This is a genomic window from Streptoalloteichus tenebrarius, from assembly GCF_024171885.1.
GTDB classification, from domain to species: Bacteria; Actinomycetota; Actinomycetes; order Mycobacteriales; family Pseudonocardiaceae; genus Streptoalloteichus; species Streptoalloteichus tenebrarius.
Genome location: NZ_JAMTCP010000010.1, coordinates 101,868 through 122,410, shown reverse-complemented (window position 1 = coordinate 122,410; position 20,543 = coordinate 101,868). Strand labels below are relative to the sequence as shown.

The 20,543-nt window shown below is 73.9% G+C and carries 16 protein-coding genes; 6 read left to right on the top strand and 10 right to left on the bottom strand.

Translation table 11 applies throughout. The annotated features are described in order from the left end of the window. Positions 1 to 96: 96 nt before the first annotated feature. The 3 genes from LX15_RS12165 (at position 97) to LX15_RS12155 (ending at position 5,438) form a co-directional block, all read left to right on the top strand. The gene (locus LX15_RS12165; protein WP_253669644.1) at positions 97 to 3,780 is read left to right on the top strand and encodes a multifunctional oxoglutarate decarboxylase/oxoglutarate dehydrogenase thiamine pyrophosphate-binding subunit/dihydrolipoyllysine-residue succinyltransferase subunit; all 3,684 of its coding nucleotides are present in this window, start codon (positions 97 to 99) and stop codon (positions 3,778 to 3,780) included. Positions 3,781 to 3,859: 79 nt separating this feature from the next. Beyond that, entirely contained in the window at positions 3,860 to 4,036 is a 177-nt protein-coding gene (locus LX15_RS12160) for a DUF6104 family protein (protein WP_253669643.1), read from the top strand. A 220-nt stretch (positions 4,037 to 4,256) separates the two neighbouring features. Continuing rightward, complete coding sequence (locus tag LX15_RS12155) at positions 4,257 to 5,438, top strand: helix-turn-helix domain-containing protein (protein WP_253669642.1); 1,182 nt, start codon at positions 4,257 to 4,259, stop codon at positions 5,436 to 5,438. A gap of 88 nt (positions 5,439 to 5,526) precedes the next feature. Here the strand turns inward: LX15_RS12155 and hutI are convergent, their stop codons facing one another. From hutI to hutH, 5 genes are all read right to left on the bottom strand, one after another. Continuing rightward, positions 5,527 to 6,684 (bottom strand): imidazolonepropionase, encoded by a 1,158-nt coding sequence (gene hutI / locus LX15_RS12150; RefSeq protein WP_253669641.1) that lies wholly within the window; start codon positions 6,682 to 6,684, stop codon positions 5,527 to 5,529. Further along, positions 6,681 to 8,021 (bottom strand): formimidoylglutamate deiminase, encoded by a 1,341-nt coding sequence (locus LX15_RS12145; protein ID WP_308213455.1) that lies wholly within the window; start codon positions 8,019 to 8,021, stop codon positions 6,681 to 6,683. Before LX15_RS12145 ends, hutI begins: the two co-directional genes overlap by 4 nt. After that, positions 8,018 to 9,229: an allantoate amidohydrolase gene (locus LX15_RS12140; protein WP_253669640.1), complete on the bottom strand. Its 1,212-nt coding sequence runs from the start codon at positions 9,227 to 9,229 to the stop codon at positions 8,018 to 8,020. The genes LX15_RS12145 and LX15_RS12140 overlap by 4 nt, the downstream gene beginning before the upstream one ends. A 171-nt stretch (positions 9,230 to 9,400) precedes the next feature. Further along, on the bottom strand, positions 9,401 to 11,059 hold the full coding sequence (gene hutU, locus LX15_RS12135; protein WP_253669639.1) for a urocanate hydratase: 1,659 nt from the start codon (positions 11,057 to 11,059) through the stop codon (positions 9,401 to 9,403). Next, positions 11,056 to 12,681 (bottom strand): histidine ammonia-lyase, encoded by a 1,626-nt coding sequence (gene hutH, locus LX15_RS12130; protein WP_253669638.1) that lies wholly within the window; start codon positions 12,679 to 12,681, stop codon positions 11,056 to 11,058. Before hutH ends, hutU begins: the two co-directional genes overlap by 4 nt. 216 nt (positions 12,682 to 12,897) lie before the next feature. Between hutH and LX15_RS12125 the strand changes: the two genes are divergently transcribed. Continuing rightward, the gene (locus LX15_RS12125; protein WP_253669637.1) at positions 12,898 to 13,707 is read left to right on the top strand and encodes an IclR family transcriptional regulator; all 810 of its coding nucleotides are present in this window, start codon (positions 12,898 to 12,900) and stop codon (positions 13,705 to 13,707) included. 96 nt (positions 13,708 to 13,803) lie between these two features. Here LX15_RS12125 and LX15_RS12120 read toward each other — a convergent pair whose 3' ends face one another. Further along, positions 13,804 to 14,136, bottom strand: coding sequence for a hypothetical protein (locus LX15_RS12120; protein WP_253669636.1), 333 nt, complete (start codon positions 14,134 to 14,136; stop codon positions 13,804 to 13,806). 305 nt (positions 14,137 to 14,441) lie between these two features. On the opposite strand from LX15_RS12120, the gene LX15_RS12115 reads away from it, so the two are divergent. After that, positions 14,442 to 14,687: a ribbon-helix-helix domain-containing protein gene (locus LX15_RS12115; protein ID WP_253669635.1), complete on the top strand. Its 246-nt coding sequence runs from the start codon at positions 14,442 to 14,444 to the stop codon at positions 14,685 to 14,687. A gap of 451 nt (positions 14,688 to 15,138) precedes the next feature. Here LX15_RS12115 and LX15_RS12110 read toward each other — a convergent pair whose 3' ends face one another. The 4 genes from LX15_RS12110 to LX15_RS12095 are packed head-to-tail and all read right to left on the bottom strand — an operon-like array spanning position 15,139 to position 18,543. Continuing rightward, a complete protein-coding gene (locus tag LX15_RS12110) occupies positions 15,139 to 16,026 on the bottom strand; it encodes an ABC transporter substrate-binding protein (protein WP_253669634.1) in 888 nt (295 codons plus the stop codon). After that, positions 16,023 to 16,766, bottom strand: a complete 744-nt coding sequence (locus LX15_RS12105; protein ID WP_253669633.1) for an ABC transporter permease — start codon at positions 16,764 to 16,766, stop codon at positions 16,023 to 16,025. Before LX15_RS12105 ends, LX15_RS12110 begins: the two co-directional genes overlap by 4 nt. After that, entirely contained in the window at positions 16,763 to 17,428 is a 666-nt protein-coding gene (locus LX15_RS12100) for an ABC transporter permease (protein ID WP_253669632.1), read from the bottom strand. Before LX15_RS12100 ends, LX15_RS12105 begins: the two co-directional genes overlap by 4 nt. Continuing rightward, positions 17,428 to 18,543, bottom strand: coding sequence for an ABC transporter ATP-binding protein (locus tag LX15_RS12095; RefSeq protein ID WP_253669631.1), 1,116 nt, complete (start codon positions 18,541 to 18,543; stop codon positions 17,428 to 17,430). Before LX15_RS12095 ends, LX15_RS12100 begins: the two co-directional genes overlap by 1 nt. A gap of 142 nt (positions 18,544 to 18,685) precedes the next feature. On the opposite strand from LX15_RS12095, the gene LX15_RS12090 reads away from it, so the two are divergent. Then, positions 18,686 to 20,284 (top strand): bis-aminopropyl spermidine synthase family protein, encoded by a 1,599-nt coding sequence (locus tag LX15_RS12090; RefSeq protein WP_253669630.1) that lies wholly within the window; start codon positions 18,686 to 18,688, stop codon positions 20,282 to 20,284. Positions 20,285 to 20,543 lie beyond the last annotated feature (259 nt).

Here is a 20,543-nt window from a genome sequence, read left to right as displayed (position 1 = left end):
CGAGCAGATGGATCGAGGCGAGAGCCAGCCGTGTCCAGCAGCAGCCCTGCGAGTCCTGCGTCACAGTTCGGCCCCAATGAGTGGCTCGTCGAGGAGATGTACGAGAAGTTCCTCGCCGATCCCTCGTCAGTAGACCCGGCGTGGCACGACTTCTTCGCTGACTACAAGCCGACACAGAGGGCGGCCGCCGGCACGCAGGCCAAGCCTGCCGCCGCGACGCCCCAGCCCGTGACCCAGACGACCACCACCCCGGACAGCAACGGCCAGGTTCCGCCCGCCATGACCGCTCCCACCACGCCCAGCGCCACGCCCGCCTCGACCGCGCCCGCCCCGTCGGCCGCCGCCCAGCCCAGCGCGAGCACCGCCGCGACCGCCGCCGCCACCCGCAAGCCCGCGCCGACCCAGGCGCCGAGCGCGGCCCCGGTGAAGTCGGCCGCCGGCCCCGAGCGCAAGACGCTGCGCGGCGCCGCCGCGGCGATCGCGAAGAACATGGAGCAGTCGCTCACGGTGCCGACCGCGACCAGCGTGCGCGCGGTCCCGGCCAAGCTGCTCGCGGACAACCGCATCGTCATCAACAACCACCTCAAGCGGACCAGGGGCGGCAAGGTCTCCTTCACGCACCTCATCGGCTACGCCGTGGTGCGGGCGCTGGAGAGCTACCCGAACATGAACCGGTGCTTCGCCGAGGTGGACGGCAAGCCCACCCTGGTGACGCCCGAGCACGTCAACCTCGGCCTGGCCATCGACCTGCCGGGCAAGGACGGCCAGCGCTCGCTCGTGGTGGCCTCCATCAAGGGCTGCGAGAACATGACGTTCTCCCAGTTCTGGCAGGCCTACGAGGAGCTGATCCGCAAGGCCCGCGCCGGCAGCCTGACCGCCGACGACTTCTCCGGCACCACGATCTCGCTGACCAACCCGGGCACCATCGGCACCAACCACTCGGTGCCGAGGCTGACCAAGGGCCAGGGCGCCATCATCGGCGTCGGCGCGATGGAGTACCCGGCCGAGTACCAGGGCGCCAGCGAGGCCACCCTGATCGAGATGGGCATCAGCAAGATCATCACGCTGACGTCCACCTACGACCACCGGATCATCCAGGGCGCCGAGTCCGGCGAGTTCCTGCGGCGCGTCCACCAGCTCCTGCTGGGCGAGGACCGCTTCTACGACGACATCTTCACCTCGCTGCGCCTGCCCTACGAGCCGGTGCGCTGGGTGCGGGACATCCCGGCCGGCGCGGTCGACAAGACCGCCCGCGTGCTGGAGCTGATCGACGCCTACCGCACGCGCGGCCACCTGATGGCCGACACCGACCCGCTGAACTACCGGCAGCGGCGACACGAGGACCTCGACATCCTCTCCCACGGCCTGACCCTGTGGGACCTCGACCGCGAGTTCGCCGTCGGCGGCTTCGCCGGCAAGGAGCGGATGAAGCTCCGCGACGTGCTGGGCGTGCTGCGCGACTCGTACTGCCGCACCGTCGGCGTCGAGTACACGCACATCACCGACCCGGAAGAGCGGCGCTGGCTCCAGGAGCGCATCGAGGTCCCGCACGAGAAGCCGGCGGCCACGGTCCAGAAGTACATCCTGTCGAAGCTGAACGCGGCCGAGGCGTTCGAGACGTTCCTCCAGACCAAGTACGTCGGCCAGAAGCGGTTCTCGCTGGAGGGCGGCGAGAGCGTCATCCCGCTGCTGGACGCGGTGCTGGACAAGTCCGCCGAGCACAACCTCGACGAGGTCGTCATCGGCATGCCGCACCGGGGCCGGCTCAACGTGCTGGCCAACATCGTCGAGAAGCCGATCTCGCAGATCTTCCGTGAGTTCGAGGGCAACCTCGACCCCGGCCAGGCGCACGGCTCCGGCGACGTGAAGTACCACCTCGGCGCCGAGGGCAAGTACTTCCGCATGTTCGGCGACGGCGAGGTGAAGGTCTCGCTGACCTGCAACCCGTCGCACCTGGAGGCCGTGGACCCGGTGCTGGAGGGCATCGTCCGGGCCAAGCAGGACCTGCTGGACAAGGGCGGCGAGGGCTTCACCGTGCTGCCGGTGCTGCTGCACGGCGACGCCGCGTTCGCCGGACAGGGCGTGGTCGCCGAGACGCTGAACCTCGCGCTGCTGCGCGGCTACCGCACGGGCGGCACGCTGCACGTCGTCATCAACAACCAGGTCGGCTTCACCACCGCGCCGGAGCACTCGCGCTCCAGCCAGTACTGCACCGACGTGGCCAAGATGATCCAGGCGCCGGTGTTCCACGTGAACGGCGACGACCCCGAGGCGTGCTACTGGGTGGCCAAGCTGGCGGTGGACTACCGGCAGGCGTTCGGCAAGGACGTCGTGATCGACATGGTCTGCTACCGGCGCCGGGGCCACAACGAGGGCGACGACCCCTCGATGACCCAGCCGGGCATGTACGACATCATCGACGGCAAGCGCAGCGTCAGGAAGACCTACACCGAGGCGCTGATCGGCCGGGGCGACATCTCGGTCGAGGAGGCCGAGAAGGCGCTGCGGGACTACGCCAGCCAGCTTGAGCACGTCTTCAACGAGGTGCGGGAGCTGGAGCGGCACCCGGCGGCCCCGAGCCCGTCGGTGGAGTCCGACCAGCAGGTGCCGGCGAAGGTGCCGACCAACATCCCGGCCGAGGTGGTCCAGCGGATCGGCGACGCCTACGTCAACCTGCCGGAGGGCTTCACCCCGCACCCCAGGGTCAAGCCGGTGCTGGAGCGGCGCGCCAAGATGTCCCGCGAGGGCGGCATCGACTGGGCGTTCGCCGAGCTGCTGGCGTTCGGCTCGCTGGTCATGGAGGGCCGCATGGTGCGGCTGGCCGGCCAGGACTCGCGGCGCGGCACGTTCGTGCAGCGGCACGCGGTGCTCATCGACCGCAGGACCGGCCAGGAGTACACCCCGCTCCAGAACCTGGCCGACGGCCAGGGCCGGTTCCTGGTCTACGACTCGGCGCTGAGCGAGTTCGCGGCGCTGGGCTTCGAGTACGGCTACTCGGTGGCCAACCCGGACGCGCTGGTGCTGTGGGAGGCGCAGTTCGGCGACTTCGTCAACGGGGCCCAGTCGATCATCGACGAGTTCATCTCGTCCGGTGAGGCCAAGTGGGGCCAGCGCTCCGACGTCGTGGTCCTGCTGCCGCACGGCCACGAGGGCCAGGGCCCTGACCACACCTCGGGCCGGATCGAGCGGTGGCTCCAGCTCTGCGCCGAGGGCTCGATGACCGTGGCCGTGCCCTCGACCCCGGCGAGCTACTTCCACCTGCTGCGCCGGCACGCCCTCGACGGCGTGCAGCGCCCGCTGGTGGTGTTCACGCCGAAGTCGATGCTGCGGCTCAAGGCGGCCACCAGCCCGGTGAAGGAGTTCACCGAGGGCCGGTTCCAGACCGTGCTGGACGACCCGCTGGTGACCGACCCGGCCAAGGTGACCCGCCTGCTGCTGTGCAGCGGCAAGATCGCCTACGAGCTGAACAACGAGCGGGAGAAGCGGGGCGCCACCGACACCGCGATCCTGCGCGTCGAGCAGCTCTACCCGGTGCCGAAGCGCCGGCTGGCCGAGCTGCTGGAGCGGTACCCGAACGCCACCGACATCCGTTGGGTGCAGGAGGAGCCGGCGAACCAGGGCGCGTGGCCGTTCTTCGGCCTCACCCTGCCGGAGCTGCTGCCCGAGCGGCTGACCGGCATCCGCCGGGTGTCGCGGCGGCCGATGGCCGCGCCGTCCTCGGGCATGAGCAAGGTGCACGAGGTCGAGCAGCAGGAGATCCTGACCAAGGCGTTCAGCTAGTCGACGCCTATGCTGTTGGCGAGCCGCCGGGTCCGATCGGGCCCGGCGGCTCGGCCGTTCCACCTCATCTGGAGGACTCGTGTACTTCACCGACCGGGGCATCGAGGAGCTGGAGGACCGCCGCGGCGACGAGGAGGTCACCCTCGCCTGGCTGGCCGAGAAGATGCGGGCGTTCGTGGACCTGAACCCCGACTTCGAGGACGCCATGGAGCGCTTCGCCACGTTCCTCGCCCGGGACGACGACGCCGACGAGTGATGTGTCGGACCGGGGTGTGACGAGCGTTCGTCCCACCCCGGTCGACGCCCCGCTGGCGCCTCTCGCCCGAACGCCACGGTGCCGTCGGCGCCGTGGCGTCGGCATGTGCGCCCCCTCCCTCTCCGGAGGTCCCTCTCCGGAGGTCGCGGTCTCGGGTCCGTGCGATCAGCAGGAATCCGACCTTGACGACGATGAGTCGCGGGGTGGTTACCCTCGGAACATGGTCTCGGCGGAGGTGGGCCGGAGGTTGCGGCAGATCCGTCACGCGCGGGGGAAGACGCTGACGGTCGTGGCGGATCTGGCGGGGATCTCGCCGTCCTACCTGTGTCGGCTGGAGTCCGGTGACCGCGCCCTGGACCGCCGGTCGCTGGTCCTCGCGCTGGCCGAGGCGCTGGAGGTCGCCCCGAGCGAGATCACCGGCGCGCCTCTCCCCGTGCCCAGGGCCCGGGCGGAGGACCGGGCGCTGGGAGAGGTGCGCCTGGCGTTACTGGCCGCGGGCGTGGGGGAACCAGGCGGCGAGGTGCGGCCCGTGGAGCGACTGTCAGCCCGCGTCGCCGAGGTCGTCGCGGCGGAGAACGCCGCCGACAGCGACAGGGCGGGGGCGGCCCTCCCCGGACTGATCCGGGATCTCCACACCACGCTCGACGCCCACCGGGACGAGCGCGCCGTCCTCCGCCTGCTGACGGTGGCCCACGTGCAGGGCGCCCAGGCCTGGTTGACCACCGTGGGCGCGCCGCTCGACCTGGCGTGGCAGGCCGCCACCCTGGCGAGGGACGCGGCGGAGCGGCTGGACGACCCGGTGTGCCGGGGAGTCGCCGCCTTCGGGACCTCGTTGGGACTGCTCGGCATGGGCGCGTTCGACCTCGCGTCACGCGCCGCGGGTTCGGTGGCGGTGCCGACCGACACGCCCCAGGGCATGCGGGTCGCCGGCATGCTCGCCCTGGTCTCGTCCCTGGTCGCGGCGGCCCGACGGGACCACGCCGGCCGAACGTCCGCGCTGGAGCACGCGGCCGAGCTGGCGGAGCGGACCGGTGAGGGCAACGCGCTCGGCCTGGGCTTCGGCCCGGCCAACGTGGCCGTGTGGCGGATGCAGGTCGCGCTGGAGTCCGGGGAGCACGCGGAGGCCGCGCGGATCGCGTCCGCGGTCGACCCCACCGCGCTCACGGTCCGAGCACGCGAAGCCGTGTACTGGCGGGAGTTCGGGCACGCGCTGGCGAGGCTGCCCGGACGCCACGACGACGCGGTGGCCGTGCTCCGCAGAGCCGAGCGGATCTCTCCCCACCACGTCCGCCGGCACCCGTTCACGCGGTCGGTCCTCACCGAACTCCTGGGGAAGGTCCGGCGCGCCCCGGTGAGCCGTGAGCTGCGGGGGATGGCCCACCGGGCCGGCCTGCTGGTGTAGCCGGGTGTAGACCAAGGTCCGCCGCGCCGACGCGACGTGCCAGCGCGTCATGCTGGCGTGACGCGCCGGCGAACGGAGGCGGACGTCGTCAGCGGACGCGGACGCCCTTGCGCCAGACGGCGTGGGTGAGGGGGACGCCAGGGCGGTAGGCCAGCCAGGCCGCGCTCGGCGCGTCCAGCACGTGCACGTCGGCGCGGGCGCCGGGGCGCAGGACGCCGACGGCGCCGTCCCCGCTCTCCCTGCGCAGCGCCCGCGCGCCGCCCCAGGTCGCCGCGCGCACGGCCTCCTCGACGCTCATCCGCATCTGGAGCACGGCCGTGGCCACGCAGAAGGCCATGGAGGAGGTGTAGGACGAGCCGGGGTTGCAGTTGGAGGCCAGGGCGACGGTGGCCCCGGCGTCCAGCAGCTCACGCGCGTTGGGCAGCGGCTGCCGGGTGGACAGGTCGCAGGCCGGGAGCAGGGTCGCCACGGTCTGCGAGGCGGCGAGGGCGTCGATGTCGTGCCCCTCCAGGTAGGTGCAGTGGTCGACGCTCGCCGCGCCCATCTCCACGGCCAGCGGCACACCGGGTCCCGGGCCGAGCTGGTTGCCGTGCACGCGCAGCCCCAGCCCCCGCGCCTTCGCCGCGGCGAGCACGGCGCGGGACTGGTCCTCGTCGAACGCGCCGCTCTCGCAGAACACGTCCACCCACCCGACGTGCGGGGCGACCGCGTCCAGCATCTCGCCGCAGACCAGGCGCACGTACTCGTCGGCGTCCCAGCCCTGGGGCACGAGGTGGGCGCCGAGGAAGGTGACCTCCTCGACCTCCTGCGCCGCGATCCGCGCGGAGCGCACCTCGTCGGTGACGGTGAGGCCGTAGCCGGTCTTCGTCTCGAAGCAGGTCGTGCCCTGGGCGACGGCCTCGGCGACGTGGCGGCGCAGCCCGGCCGCCAGGTCGGCGTCGCTGGCCGCCCTGGTGGCGGCGACGGTCACCGCGATGCCGCCGGCCTGGTAGGGCTGGCCGGCCATGCGGGCGGCGAACTCGGCGGTGCGGTCCCCGGCGAACACCAGGTGGGTGTGGCTGTCCACCCAGCCGGGCAGCACGGCGCGCCCGCCCACGTCGACCCGCTCGTCGGCGTCGGGCGCGCGGTCGGCCGGCCCGACCCAGACCACCCGGTCCTCGTCGAGCACCACGGCCGCGTCCGGCAGCGTGCCCAGCTCGTCGTCGTTGGTGGTCAGCTCACCGATGCCGGTGATGAGCACGCTCATGCCCAGAGCCCTTCGATCGCCTCGGCCAGCAGCCGGCCGACATCTCCCAGAGTCTCGTGCCGCCCCTCGCGGGCTACCACCCGGCCGCCCACGACCACGGTGTCCACGTCGGACGCGGTCGCGGCGAGCAGGAGCTGTTCCGGCAGCGCGCCGGCGGTGCGGGGCGTGTCGGTCCTGACGGCCACCAGGTCGCAGTGCGCGCCGACGGCGATGCGCCCGTCGCCGGCCCAGCCCAGGCTGTCGTGGCCGTGCGCCGTGGCGGCGGCGAGCAGTTCCTCGGGGCGCAGCCGCCCCCGGTGGTTGCTGCGCAGCCGCTCGCCGTACTCCAGCGCCCGGATCTCCAGCAGTGGGTCGACCACGGCGTGCTGGTCGCTGCCGAGGGAGAGCGGGCAGCCGGCGTCGGCGAGGTCGCGGGCCGGTCCGATGCCGTCGGCGAGGTCCCCCTCGGTCGTCGGGCAGAAGCACGCCACCGTGTTGGTGTCCCCGAGGAGTTCGATGTCCTGCTCGGTGACGTGGGTGACGTGGACGGCGGTGGTGCGCGGGGACAACGCGCCCGCCTCGTGCAGCAGCTCGGTCGGCGTGCGGCCGTAGGCGGCGAGGCACGCCTCGTTCTCGGCCGGCTGCTCGGAGACGTGCGCGTGCAGCGGCCGGGACGGCCCCGCTCCGGCCACGACGTCGGGCAGCATCTCCCTGGGCACGGCCCGCACGGAGTGGATGGCCGCGCCGATCCGGGTGGTGGGGTCCGAGGCGACGGCGGCGTCCTCGGCGAGCGCGGTGACGCGCTCCGCCCACGCCGCGGCCGTGCCGTCGCCGAACCGGAGCTGGGTGCCGGTCAGGTCGTGCCCGATGCCGCCGGCCAGGTAACAGGTGTCGAGGAGGGTGAGGCGGACGCCGGCCTCGGCGGCGGCCTGTCGCAGGGCGTGGCCCATCGCGTTCGGGTCGGCGTAGCGGCGGCCGCCCGGCGCGTGGTGGAGGTAGTGGAACTCGCCGACGCAGGAGACCCCGGCGAGCGCCATCTCCGCGTAGGCGGCCCTGGCGAGGGCGAGGTAGCTGTCGGGGTCGAGCCGGTCCGCGAGCGCGTACATGGCGTGCCGCCATGTCCAGAACGTCCCGCCGTCGCCGTGGGTCCTGCCGCGCAGCGCGCGGTGGAAGGCGTGCGAGTGGGCGTTGGCGAACCCGGGGAGCGCCACGCCCCGCAGCCGGTGGGCCCCGAGCGGTGGAGTGTCCACAGTGGACACGTCAGAGATTCGCCCAGCGCCGTCGGCCCTGACCAGGACGCCGGAGGCCATCCCGGTCGGCAGCCAGGCGCGCTCACACCAGTACGCCACACCGGTCACCGCGCGCCTCCCGCCAGGTGCTCCAGCACCGAGACCAGGGCGGCGACCCCGGCCTCGCAGTCGTCGGGCTCGGCGTGCTCGGCCGGGGCGTGACTCACGCCGGTGGGGTTGCGCACGAAGAGCATCGCGGTCGGCACGCGCGCGGCGAGGATGCCGGCGTCGTGCCCGGCCCCGGAGGGCAGCGCGGGCGCCCCGCCGAGCACGGCGGCCAGGTCGTCCCGCAGCCCGGGGTCGAAGACGACGGTGTCGCCGTAGGACTCCTCGGTCACCTCGACCCGGCAGCCCTCGGCGGCGGCGGCCTCCCGCGCGGCGGCCGTGACGTCCTCGACGAGCGAGCGCGTGGTGCGGTCGTCGGCGGCGCGCGCGTCCAGCCAGACGTCCACAGTGGACGCGATCACGTTCGTGCCGCCGGGGACGGGGACCACGCGGCCCACGGTCGCCCTGGCCCCGGGGACGGCGGCGGCCGCGCCCCTGGCGGCGAGCACGAGGTGGGACGCGGGCAGCATCGGGTCGTGCCGGTCGCCGATCGGGGTCGCGCCCGCGTGGTTGCCCTCGCCGGTGAACCGGAACCGCCACCGGCCGTGCGCCAGGATCGACGACGCCACGCCGACCGGGCGTCCCAGGTCGACCAGTCCCCTGCCCTGCTCGACGTGCAGCTCCACGAACCGGCCGACGCGGGACAGCGCCTCGTCGTCCCTGCCGAGCCGGTCGGGGTCCAGCCCGGCGGCGCGCACCGCCTCGGCGAGCGTGGTGCCGTCCTGGTCGCGCAGCCGACGGGCCGCGTCCGGGTCGAGGGTGCCGGCGAGCAGCCGGGAGCCCAGGCAGGGCACGCCGAACCGGCCGCCCTCCTCCTCGGCGAACACGACGACCGCGAACGGCCGGGACGGGACGAACCCGCGCGCCCGCAGCTCGTCCACGGCGGCCAGCGCCGAGACCACGCCGAGCGGGCCGTCGAACGCGCCGCCGCCCGGCACCGAGTCCAGGTGGCTGCCGGTCACGACGGCGTCAGGGCCTGGCCGGCCCCACCACGCCCAGAGGTTGCCGTTGCGGTCCACCTCGACGTCGAGGCCCCGCGCGGCGGCCTCGGCCACGAACCACTCCCGGAGCGTCAGGTCGCTCCGGTCGAAGCCGTGCCGCGAGAAGCCGCCCCGCGCCCGGTCGACCCCGACGTCCGCGATCGCGCCGAGCAGGCCGGTCGCCGTAGCCATCCCACCTCCTGGTCCGGCGTGTGGCGTGCCGTCAGGCTCCCCACCCGCACGACACGCCACACGTCCTCGTCGTCACCGCCCGGTCGTCCCCACCCGGTCGTCCCCACCCGGTCGTCCCCGCACGGTCGTCCCCGCACGGTCGTTACCGCCCGGTCGTCCCCGCGCTGCGGGTCAGCCCCGCATCGGGATGCGGACGCCCTTCTCGTCGGCCACCTTCTCCGCGCGCTCGTAGCCGGCGTCAACGTGCCGGAGCACGCCCATCGCCGGGTCGTTGGTGAGCACGCGCTCCAGCTTCAGCGCCGCCAGCTCGGTGCCGTCGGCGACGGTGACCTGGCCGGCGTGCAGCGAGCGGCCGATGCCGACCCCGCCGCCGTGGTGGATCGACACCCACGTGGCGCCGGAGGCGGTGTTCACCAGCGCGTTGAGCAACGGCCAGTCGGCGATCGCGTCCGACCCGTCGAGCATGCCCTCGGTCTCCCGGTACGGCGAGGCGACCGAGCCGCAGTCGAGGTGGTCCCTGCCGATGACGACCGGGGCCTTCAGCTCGCCGGAGGCGACCATCTCGTTGAACCGCAGGCCGGCGAGGTGCCGCTCGCCGTAGCCAAGCCAGCAGATCCGGGCCGGCAGGCCCTGGAAGGCCACGCGCTCCCCCGCCATCCTGATCCACCGGGCCAGCGGCTCGTTGTCCGGGAACAGCTCCAGGATCGCGCGGTCGGTCGCGGCGATGTCGGCCGGGTCGCCGGACAGCGCTGCCCACCGGAACGGGCCCTTGCCGTCGCAGAACAGCGGCCGGATGTAGGCGGGGACGAACCCGGGGAAGTCGAACGCGCGCTCGAAGCCGCCGAGCTTGGCCTCGCCCCTGATCGAGTTGCCATAGTCGAACACCTCGGCGCCCCGGTCGAGGAACCCGACCATGGCCTCGACGTGGTCGGCCATGGACTCCCGCGAGCGGTCGGTGAACTCGTCGGGCTTCTTGGCCGCGTAGTCGTGCCAGTCCGCCAGGTCCACCCCCTTGGGCAGGTAGGCCAGCGGGTCGTGCGCCGAGGTCTGGTCGGTGACGATGTCGATCTCGACGCCGCGCCGCAGCAGCTCGGGCAGCACCTCGGCGGCGTTGCCGATCACCGCGACGGACAGCGCGCGCCGCTCCCGCTTGGCCGCCTCCACGCGCCGCACCGCGTCGTCGAGGTCGTCGGCGATCTCGTCGAGGTAGCGGGTCTCGACCCGGCGCCGGGCCCGCTCCGGGTCGCACTCGACGACCAGCGCGACGCCCTCGTTCATCGTCACGGCCAGCGGCTGGGCGCCGCCCATGCCGCCGAGGCCGGCGGTCACGGTCAGGGTGCCGCGCAGGGTCCCGCCGAACCGCTTCTCCGCGACGGCGGCGAACGTCTCGTAGGTGCCCTGGAGGATGCCCTGCGTCCCGATGTAGATCCAGGACCCCGCGGTCATCTGGCCGTACATGGTCAGGCCCAGCGCGTCGAGCCGGCGGAACTCCGGCCACGTCGCCCAGTCCGGCACCAGGTTGGAGTTCGCGATGAGCACGCGGGGAGCCCACTCGTGGGTGCGCAGCACGCCGACCGGCCGGCCGGACTGCACGAGCAGCGTCTCGTCCCCGCCGAGGGTGGTCAGCTCGCGCGAGATGGCCTCGAAGCTCGCCCAGTCCCTGGCGGCCTTGCCGGTGCCGCCGTAGACCACCAGGTCCTCGGGCCGCTCGGCCACCTCGGGGTCGAGGTTGTTGTGCAGCATCCGCAGCGGGGCCTCGGTGGCCCAGCTCCGCGCGGTCAGCTCGGCGCCGCGCGCGGCGCGCACGGTGCGTGGTCCCGGAGTCGTCACGGGTTCCTCCCGTCCACAGTGGACTTCAGAGCGGCGGCCGAGGCATCGCCGAGCAGGGGCTCGACGGCGGCCAGCAGCGCGCCGGAACGGATCAGCTCCTCGGCCGCGGCGATCTCCGGCGCGAGGTGGCGGTCGGAGCCGGGGCCGGCGACGTGCTCGCGCAGCGCGGCGACCGCGGCCGCCGTGGCCGGCGCCGGCCGCAGCGGGGCCCGCAGGTCCAGCGCCCTGGCGGCGGTGAGCAGCTCGACGGCCAGGACGGTGGTCATGCCGTCCAGGGCGCGGCGCAGCTTGCGCGCCGCGGACCACCCCATCGAGACGTGGTCCTCCTGCATGGCCGAGCTCGGGATCGAGTCCACGGAGGCCGGCACGGCCAGCCGCTTGAGCTCGGAGACGATCGCCGCCTGCGTGTACTGGGCGATCATGTGGCCGGAGTCGACGCCGGGGTCCTGGGCGAGGAAGGCCGGCAGGCCGTGCGAGCGGGCCACGTCGAGCATCCGGTCCGTGCGCCGCTCGGCCATGCTCGCCACGTCCGCCGCCGGGATGGCCAGGAAGTCGAGCACGTAGCCGACGGGCGCGCCGTGGAAGTTGCCGTTGGACTCCACGCGCCCGTCCGGCAGGACCACGGGGTTGTCCACGGCGGACGCCAGCTCGCGGTCGGCCACGGTCTCGGCGTGCGCGAGGGTGTCCCGCGCCGCGCCGTGCACCTGCGGCGCGCACCGCAGCGAGTACGCGTCCTGCACGCGGGTGCAGTCCGGGCCGCGGTGGCTGGCGACGATCTCGGAGCCGGCGAGCGCGGCGGTCATCCTGGCGGCCGACCTGGCCTGCCCCGGGTGCGGGCGCAGCGCCTGGAGGTCGGCGGCGAACGCGCGGTCGGTGCCCAGCAGCGCCTCGACGCTCATGGCCGCGGTGATGTCGGCGACGTCGAGCAGCGCCGCCAGGTCGGCGGCGGCCATCACGAGCATGCCCAGCATGCCGTCGGTGCCGTTGATGAGGGCCAAGCCCTCCTTCTCGGCCAGGCGCACCGGCTGGAGGCCGGCGGCGGCCAGCGCCTCGGCGGCGGGCAGCCGACGGCCCGTGGCGTCGACGACCTCGCCCTCGCCCATCAGGGCCAGGGCGATCGCCGAGAGCGGCGCGAGGTCGCCGGAGCAGCCCAGCGAGCCGTACTCGTGCACCACGGGGACGATGCCGGCGTTGAGCATCCCGGCGAGCGTCCGCGCGGTCTCCGGCCGCACCCCGGTGTGGCCGGTGGCGAGCGTGCTCAACCGGAGCAGCATGAGGGCCCGCACGACCTCGGCCTCGACGGCGGGGCCGGCGCCGGCGGCGTGCGAGCGCACGAGCGAGCGTTGCAGGGCGGCCCGCAGGTCCTGCGGGATGTGGCGGACCGCGAGGGCGCCGAACCCGGTGGACACGCCGTAGGTGGGCCGCTCGCCCGCGGCGAGCGCCTCGACGTGCGCCCGGCTGGCGGCCAGGGCGTCCAGCGCCTCGGCGGTGAGTTCGACCCGCGCGCCACCGCGGGTCACCGCGAGCACCTGGTCGCGGGTCAGGGCCCCCGTGCCGACGGGGACCGGACCCCCGGGGACCGGGCTCTGGGGAGTGGGGCCGACGGGGTCGGTCTGCTGCATGGACCCATCCCAACCCGAGGGGCCCGCTGGCAGAAGCCCGAGTCGGGTGACACTGTCTGGGATGCCAGACAGCACCCGGGAGGCTCCCATGACGCGCGCGCCGCTGCCCCCGCGCCGGCCCCGGCCCGGTCCCCGCCGTCGTCACCCGTCCGATGTGGACCGGCCGACACCTCGCCAGGGACGGCCCGCGCCCACGCCTCGCCCGGAGTGGGCGGCATGGGCGTGAGCAGCGACGTGCCGGCGCTGCGCCGGGGGCTGGCGGTGCTGCGGCTCCTGGCGAGCAAGGCCGGCCCCGTCTCGGCCGGCGCGATCGCCCGCGAGCTGGAGCTGCCCCGGTCCACGACCTACCACCTGCTGTCCGAGCTGGCCAGCGCCGGTTTCGTGACGCACCTGCCCGAGGAGCGGCGCTACGGGCTCGGCGTCGCCGCGTTCGAGCTGGGCTCGGCCTACCTGCGGCACGACCCGTTGGAGCGCCTGGCGCGGCCGTTGCTGCGGCGCCTGGTGGACCGGGTGGAGCGGACCGCGCACCTCGGCGTGTTGCACGGCCCCGAGGCCCTCTACCTGGTGCGGGAGCAGCCGAGGCAGCCCCAGACCCTGGTCACCGACGTCGGCGTGCGACTGCCGGCGCACCTGCCCGCCTCCGGCAGGGCGATGCTCGCCCACCTGCCGGCGGCGCAGGTGCGCGCCCTGTTTCCGGGCGCCGCGAGCTTCGTCGACCGGACCGGGCGCGGGCCGCGCGACCTGCCGGCGTTGCGCCGCCTGCTGGCGGCGGAGCGCCGCCGCGGCTGGGCCGTGGAGGACGGCTACGTGACCAGGGGGTTCGCCTCGGTGGCCGCGCCGGTGTTCGACCACGGCGGCCGGCCGGTGGCGGCGATCAGCGTGACCTTCCGGCACGACTGCGACCCGGCGGCGCCGCCCACGGCGCCCCTGCCGGAGTGCGGCGAGGAGTGGGCGGAGCTGGCCTCGGAGGTGCGCGCGGCCGCGACCGAGCTGACCACGCGGATCGGCGGGCACCCGGGAGGCTGAGGTGGTGTCCGGTTCCGGACACGGGCAGCGGGGCGGGGCCCGCCCGGCCGTCGGCGGTCCCGACGGCTCCCGCCGCGGCCCCTCGGGTCGTCGCGGTCAGGGCCTTCGCCGTTGCTCCCGGACCATGAGGGCCACGCCGCTGCCCATGACGAGCACGTACATGCCGGCGGCGACGACGAGCGCCAGCTCGGCCGACGCCGACAGCATCGACGACAGCAGTCCGACACCGAGGCCGGGGATCACGCCGGCCAGGGAGAGCTGCACCATCGCGGACGCGATGCTGCCGGGCGCCCTGACCGGCGCCTCCGACGTGGCCCTGACCCGGCCGCCGCCGGGCAGCCGGACCTCCACCTCCTGCTTCTGGAGCTCGCAGAGGACGTCGGCCCGCCCTCCGGGGTCCCCCTCTGTCTGGGTGAGATCGGTTTCCACACCTTTGCTCATTGCGGCTTGTCGCCTCTCGGATCCGGCCGTGACGCGGCGTGTCCAAGGTGTCCCCGAATGTCACGATAGCGGGTGATGTACAGCACCCATGTGCATGTCACTCATATGTCGTACAGACTTTTGCTTGACCCTGTGCGACCCCGGTGCGAACCTTGTGAGGTCGAGGTCCGTAGGAGGCGCGATGGGGCGGACGCTGTCCACGGCGCCTGGGGACGCGAGTCGCCTCCTGTCCCGGTGGGTTGGGGGTGGCTCGCACGAGGAAAGGCGAGCACATGCCCAGGAACGCTGGATCGGTGACGGACGACCGGCCGGGGGCCGGCCGGGGACACGGTTCGCTGGAGCGGGTCACGGTCAACCTCACGCCACGCTCGTCCAAGGCGTTGGAGCAGACCGTCGACCTCACCGGTGACAGCAAGACGGACACGATCAACCGCGCGCTCCAGGTCTACGCGTTCCTGGAGGAGATCATGCAGGCGGGCGGTTCCATCTACGTGCGGCAGAGCGCGGACAGCGAGCTGGAGCGCCTGCGCATCTTCTGAGCGGCTCCCGCGTGGTCGTCGGCGCCCGCGTGCTCGTCAGTGTTGAGGAGACGCGGCCCGCCGCGGGGATATCGACCATCCCGGTGATGATGAGCCGGGGCGCGTCGGACGCGGTTTGGCGCAGTCGGGCGCGGTCGGACGCGTTGCGCGTTGACAGCCTCCCCGAGCCGGCCAGGCCGTGGCGAGTTCCGGGTGTCCCCTTCTCCCGTTCCGCCACACCCCGATCGAGCGTGCGAGAGGAACCCGCGACGCGGGCGAGGAATCCGCGAGGAGAACGACAGCGGGCGCCCCGCGCGCCCGGGCGCCGACCTGATCGTCGGACCCGGCGACCCGCGGGACGCCCGCACTCCTCTCGTCCGTCCCCTCAACGGAACCTCAACGGAACCTCAGCGGAACGGGAAGCCGCGGCACGGCGGCCACCGGCTCCCGTCAGGGGCCGGACGCACCAGCGTCAGAAGCCGTTCTCCTTCAGGAACCCGGAGGCGACCTCGACCACGCTGGTCTTGTCCACCTCGATCCGGCGGACCATCGCCGCCAGCTTGTCGGTCGTCAACGCCGCCGAGACGCGGTTCAGCGCCTGCCGGCCCCGGTCGTCCACCGCGCCGGACCGCACCAGCGGCACCACGTTCTGCGCCGGATACATCTGCTTCGGGTCGGCCAGCTCGACGAAGCCGTTGACGCCGATCGCCGACGCCGTGGTGAACAGGTTCGCCACCTGGACCTGCCCCGACCGCAACGCCTCCACCGTCACCGGACCGGCCGGGTCGGTCGTGCGGATCTCCTTGAACGCGCAGCCGTAGAGCTGCCTGATCCGGCCCTCCCAGCGGCCACGCCACTCCCCCGCGGCGCCGAGCACGAGGTCACCGCACTTCGGGCCCAGGTCCTCCAGCGACGACAGCCCCCGCTGCTGGGCGGTCTCCTTCGTCACCACCAGGACGTCCTTGTCCTCGGCGGCGGCCTTCTCCAGCACCTCCAGCCCGGACGGGAGCTTCTGCCGAAGCTGGGCGTACACCTCGTCCGCCTTCGTCGCCGAGGCGTCCTTGTCGAGGTAGTTCAGCAGGTTGCCGGAGTACTCCGGCACCACCGCCAGCGACCCGTCCTGGAGCGCCCTGACCAGCACCTCGCGGCTGCCGATCCTGGGCCGCGTCTGCACCTGCGCCCCCGTCGAGCGCAACGCGCCCGCGTACAGCTCCATCAGCAGCTCGCTCTCGGCGAAGTCCGCCGAGCCGATCGCCAGCGGACCGCCCCCGCCACCGCCGCCGCCCTTCGTCGGGTCGCCCCCGCACCCGGCCAGCACCATCGTGGCGATCAACGCGAGCACCGCCCACGCGCGCTTCATCCGCTCGTTCCCTCCCTCGTCGCGGCGGCCGCCGCCACATCCGTCCCGCCCCGCTCGACCGCCCGCGCCGGCACGCGCCCCCGCCGGCCGGCCGCCAGTCGCAACCCCTTCGGCACGACCAGCCGCTGGAGCAGGGCGAGCAGCAGGTCCAACACCATCGCGAGGGCCGCGACCAGCACCGCGCCAGCGACCATCTTCGGGTAGTCGAAGGCCCTCAGCCCGTCGAGCAGGAAGCGCCCGAGCCCGCCCAGCCCCACGTAGGCGGCCACCGCCGTGGTGGCCACGATCTGGAGGACGGCGTTGCGGACGCCGCCCAGCAGCAGGGGCAGCGCGTTGGGCACCTCCACCCGCCACAGGCGTTGCCACCCGGTCATCCCCATGCCGCGCGCCGCGTCGACCACGCCCCGGTCGGTGTCCTGGATCCCCGCGTACGTGCCGGCCAACACCGGCGGCACGGCGAGCACGGTCAACGCGACCAGCGCCGAGACCTCGCCGCTGCCGAGCACGAGGAACAGGAAGGTCACCAGGCCGAGGGTCGGCAACGCCCGCATGGCGTTGCTCCCGCCGACCACGACCAGGCCGCCGCGCCCGGTGTGCCCGACGAACAGGCCGAGCGGGACGGCGACCAGCGTGGCCGCCAGCGCGGCGACCAGCGTGTACCGCAGGTGCTGGAGCAGGCGCACCGGGATGCCGTCGACGCCGCTCCAGTGCGCCGGGTCGAACAACCAGGAGAGCGTCATCGGGTCCCTCCCGCGCGGGCCCACGGCGTCAGCAGCCAGCGCAGACCCACCAGGACCAGGTCCATCACCAGCGCCAACACCAGGGTGAGCACGATCCCGACCAGGATCGGCGGCAGGTAGCTCGTCTGGAACCCCGAGGTGAACAACGCGCCGAGACCGCCGACGCCCAACAGCGCGCCGACGCTGGCGAGGCTGATGTTGCTCACCGAGGCCACCCTGACCCCCGCCACCAGCACGGGCACCGCCAACGGCAGCTCCACCGCCAGGAACCGGCGCAGCGGGCGGTACCCCATCGCGGTCGCCGCGGCGACGACGTGGGCGGGCACGGCGTCGAGCGCGTCGACGACCGGGCGGACCAACAGGGCCGCCGTGTAGATGCTCAACGCCGCGACCACGTTGACCGGGTCGAGGATCTGGGTGCCGATGATCCCGGGGATCACGACGAAGAACGCGAGCGAGGGCACCGTGTAGACGACGTTGGCCGAGCCGAGCAGGGCGGTGCGGACCAGCGGGTGCCGCTGGGCGAGCCACCCGAGGGGGATCGCCAGCACCACCCCGACCACCAGCGGGAGCAACGCGAGCGGGACGTGTTGGACGAGCTGGGTCAGGACCAGCTCGCGGTTGCTCTCACTGCCCAGGTACCGGGACAGGTCGTCGAGCATCAGCGGGTGCCTCCGGTGTGTTCCTCCGGCCCGACGCGGTGTTCGCGGAGCGCGGCGAGCACCTCCTCGGCGGTCACCGCCCCGGCGTAGCGCCCGTCCTCCTCGACGACGACGCCGAGCCCGGAGGGCGAGGACAGGGCCGCGTCGAGCGCGCCGCGCAGGGGCGTTCCCCTGGTGTAGAGCGAACCGCCGGGCAGCACGCGCTCCGCGGGTGGAGCACTGTCCCCTGTGGAGCGCGGAGGGAGCCAGCCGCGCGGCCGGTCCTCGCCGTCCAGCACGAGGGTCCACGCGTCGGGCGCGACCCGCTCCCCGGCCACCGCCTCCTCGCGGGCCGTGGGCACCTCGCGCGGCTCGATGCCTGTTCCCTCCACAAAGGACAGACGGCGGTACCCCCTGTCCCTGCCGACGAAGGACGACACGAACTCGTCCGCCGGCCGGGAGAGCAGCTCGTCCGGCTCCGCGTACTGCACCAGCCGGCCGCCCTGCCGGAACACGGCGACCCTCTCGCCGATCTTCACCGCCTCGTCGATGTCGTGGGTGACGAACACGATCGTCTTGTCCAGCTCGGCCTGGAGGCGCAGCAGCTCGTCCTGCAACCCCTCGCGCACGACGGGGTCGACGGCGCTGAACGGCTCGTCCATCAACAACACGGGCGGGTCGGCGGCCAGCGCCCTGGCCACCCCCACGCGCTGCTGCTGGCCGCCCGAGAGCTGGACGGGATAGCGCGAGCCCAGTTCCCTCGGCAGACCCACCAGCTCCAACAGCTCGGCGGCGCGGGCCCTGGCCTTCCGCCTGGTCCACCCGGACAGCAGCGGCACGGTCGCGACGTTGTCGAGGACCGTCCGGTGCGGGAACAGCCCCGCCTGCTGGATGACGTAGCCGATGCCGCGCCGCAGCGTCGCGGGGTCGACCCCCCGGACGTCCACGCCGTCCACCAGGACGGTGCCCGAGGTCGGCTCGACCATCCGGTTCACCATGCGCAGCGACGTCGTCTTGCCGCAACCGGACGGGCCGACGAACACCGTGATCGTGCCGGCCGCCACCGACAGGTCGAGGTGGTCGACGGCGACGGTCCCGTCGTCGAACCGCTTGGTCACGGCCCGGAACTCGATCACCGAGCCCCCCTGAGGTCGTGACGGCCACTCGCCGGCCGCCGCGGTCTGGTCGACCTTAGCCCGGATGGCTGACAACGGCACGCGTTCGGCGGCAGCGGCCCGCTCCGTGGGACCGCGGGCCACCCCGTAGGGTCAGGACCTTGTGAGCAGCACGGATTCCCTTGAGCAGACGGCGGCGCGCGTCGCCGCGGCCCGCGTGCACGGCCGGCGACTCCGACACGTGGTGGCACTGCTCACGGAGGACTGGCGCGATCTCGACGAGCTGGTGCGGCTCCCGGCCGTGCCGCGACGCACCGTCGAGGAACTCCTCGCCGCGATGGGTGACGACCTCGACCGCTCCGGCGACCGGTGGCGGCTGTCGCCGGACCGGGCCGCCGCGTACCGGGAGCGCCTCGGTCTCGACGCGTTGCCCACTCTGGACGAGGCCGGCGGGGTCCCCGCAGGGCACGTCGACCTGCTGGGCAGGGTGCGGGAGGACGTCGCCCGGGTCCCCCCGCCGCTGGCGGCCCTGGACCACGTGCAGGCCACGCCGGAATCCGTGCTGCGGCGGGCGTTGTGGCTGCGCGAGAACTACGACCTGGCCGGCGCGCGTGTGCTGCTGCTCGGCGACCACGACCTGACCTCGCTGGCGCTGTGCGCCGTGGTCCCCGACGTCTCGGTGACGGTCGTCGACCTCGACGAGCGCGTTCTGGAGTTCCTCGACCGCGCCGCGGCGGAACGGGGGCACGACATCCGGTGCCTGCACGCCGACCTGAGGTTCGGGCTGCCGCCGGCCGCGACGGAATGGGCCGACCTGGTCTTCAGCGACCCGCCCTACACGCCGGAGGGCATGGCCCTGTTCGCCGCGCGCGGGCTGGCCGCGCTGCGGGAGCCGGAGCTGGGCCGGCTGGTCCTCGTCTACGGCTACTCCGACCGCACGCCCGCGCTCGGACTGAAGGTGCAGCAGGAACTCCAGCGACTCGGGCTGGTGTTCGAGGCCGTCCTCCCCGCCTTCGACCGGTACCACGGCGCGCAGGCGGTGGGCAGCGCCAGCTCCCTCTACGTGTGCCAGCCGACCGCCCGCAGCCGCAAGGCCGTGGAGCGGCAACAGGTGGCGATCTACACGCACGGCCCGCAGTCGGTGGAGGGCTCCGGCGCGGCGGGCGACCGGGTGAGGGCCGAGCTGGTGCGCATCGCCGGCGCGGCGGAGTACCGCGTCGAGGGCGTCCGGGGACCGAGCTGGGATCGGCCGCTGCACGCGCCGGCGGGCCAGGCGCTCGCGGTGGACGCTTCGGCGGACCCGGGTCCGTGGCTGCTCCGGGTGCTGCTCGCCGCGAACGCGCGCCGGGTCGCCGTGCTGGTCGGCAACAACCACCCGAACGTGACGAGCGAGGAGGGGCAGCACGCGCTGGCCGACGCCCTCGCGACGAAGTTCCGCCTGCGGTACCTGCGGAGCACGCCCGAGCCGAAGACGGCCGTGGTCGTGGCGGAGGAGGTCCCGGTGGAGACGCTGGCTCCCGGGGACCGGGTGCTGCGCCACCTGCTCGACCGCGCGCACGGCAAGATCGGCAACGTCTGGCGGGAGGGGCTGGTCGCCGTGTCGGGCGGCGCGCTCACCAAGAACGCCGCCAGGGACCGCATCGCCGAGGCGGCGGAGGCGGGCGGGCTGCGAGCCCACGAACTCGCGGTTCGACTTGTCGACCTTCCCCGGCACCGGCTCGGCGCGCTGCTCGACGCGGTTCGCTCCACCCACTCGGGTTAGCCGCTTCGGCTTCCTTCCCGCGCTCCCCGAGCACTCCTGGGTGAGGCACTCGGCGGAGGCGAAGCTCTTCCGTGCCTTGGCGTCTCGGCAGACTCGGGCGGCTTCACCTCCTCGGCGGAAGGCACCTCCCCTTCTGTGTGCCCCGGTTACGCGGCGAGGTCCTGGCTTGGCGGGTTCGTTCGGGTGGAAGCGGGGCAAGGTGCCGGCTCCGGCTCGGGTTCGGTTCGGCTTCGGGCTCGGCTTCGGGTTCGGCTTCGGG

Coding starts and splice junctions, on each gene's coding strand:
- LX15_RS12165 (WP_253669644.1), top strand. CDS start 97: ATGTACGAGAAGTTCCTCGCCGATCCCTCGTCAGTAGACCCGGCGTGG.
- LX15_RS12155 (WP_253669642.1), top strand. CDS start 4,257: ATGGTCTCGGCGGAGGTGGGCCGGAGGTTGCGGCAGATCCGTCACGCG.
- hutI (WP_253669641.1), bottom strand. CDS start 6,684: ATGAGCGTGCTCATCACCGGCATCGGTGAGCTGACCACCAACGACGAC.
- LX15_RS12140 (WP_253669640.1), bottom strand. CDS start 9,229: ATGGCTACGGCGACCGGCCTGCTCGGCGCGATCGCGGACGTCGGGGTC.
- hutH (WP_253669638.1), bottom strand. CDS start 12,681: ATGCAGCAGACCGACCCCGTCGGCCCCACTCCCCAGAGCCCGGTCCCC.
- LX15_RS12125 (WP_253669637.1), top strand. CDS start 12,898: ATGGGCGTGAGCAGCGACGTGCCGGCGCTGCGCCGGGGGCTGGCGGTG.
- LX15_RS12110 (WP_253669634.1), bottom strand. CDS start 16,026: ATGAAGCGCGCGTGGGCGGTGCTCGCGTTGATCGCCACGATGGTGCTG.
- LX15_RS12105 (WP_253669633.1), bottom strand. CDS start 16,766: ATGACGCTCTCCTGGTTGTTCGACCCGGCGCACTGGAGCGGCGTCGAC.
- LX15_RS12100 (WP_253669632.1), bottom strand. CDS start 17,428: ATGCTCGACGACCTGTCCCGGTACCTGGGCAGTGAGAGCAACCGCGAG.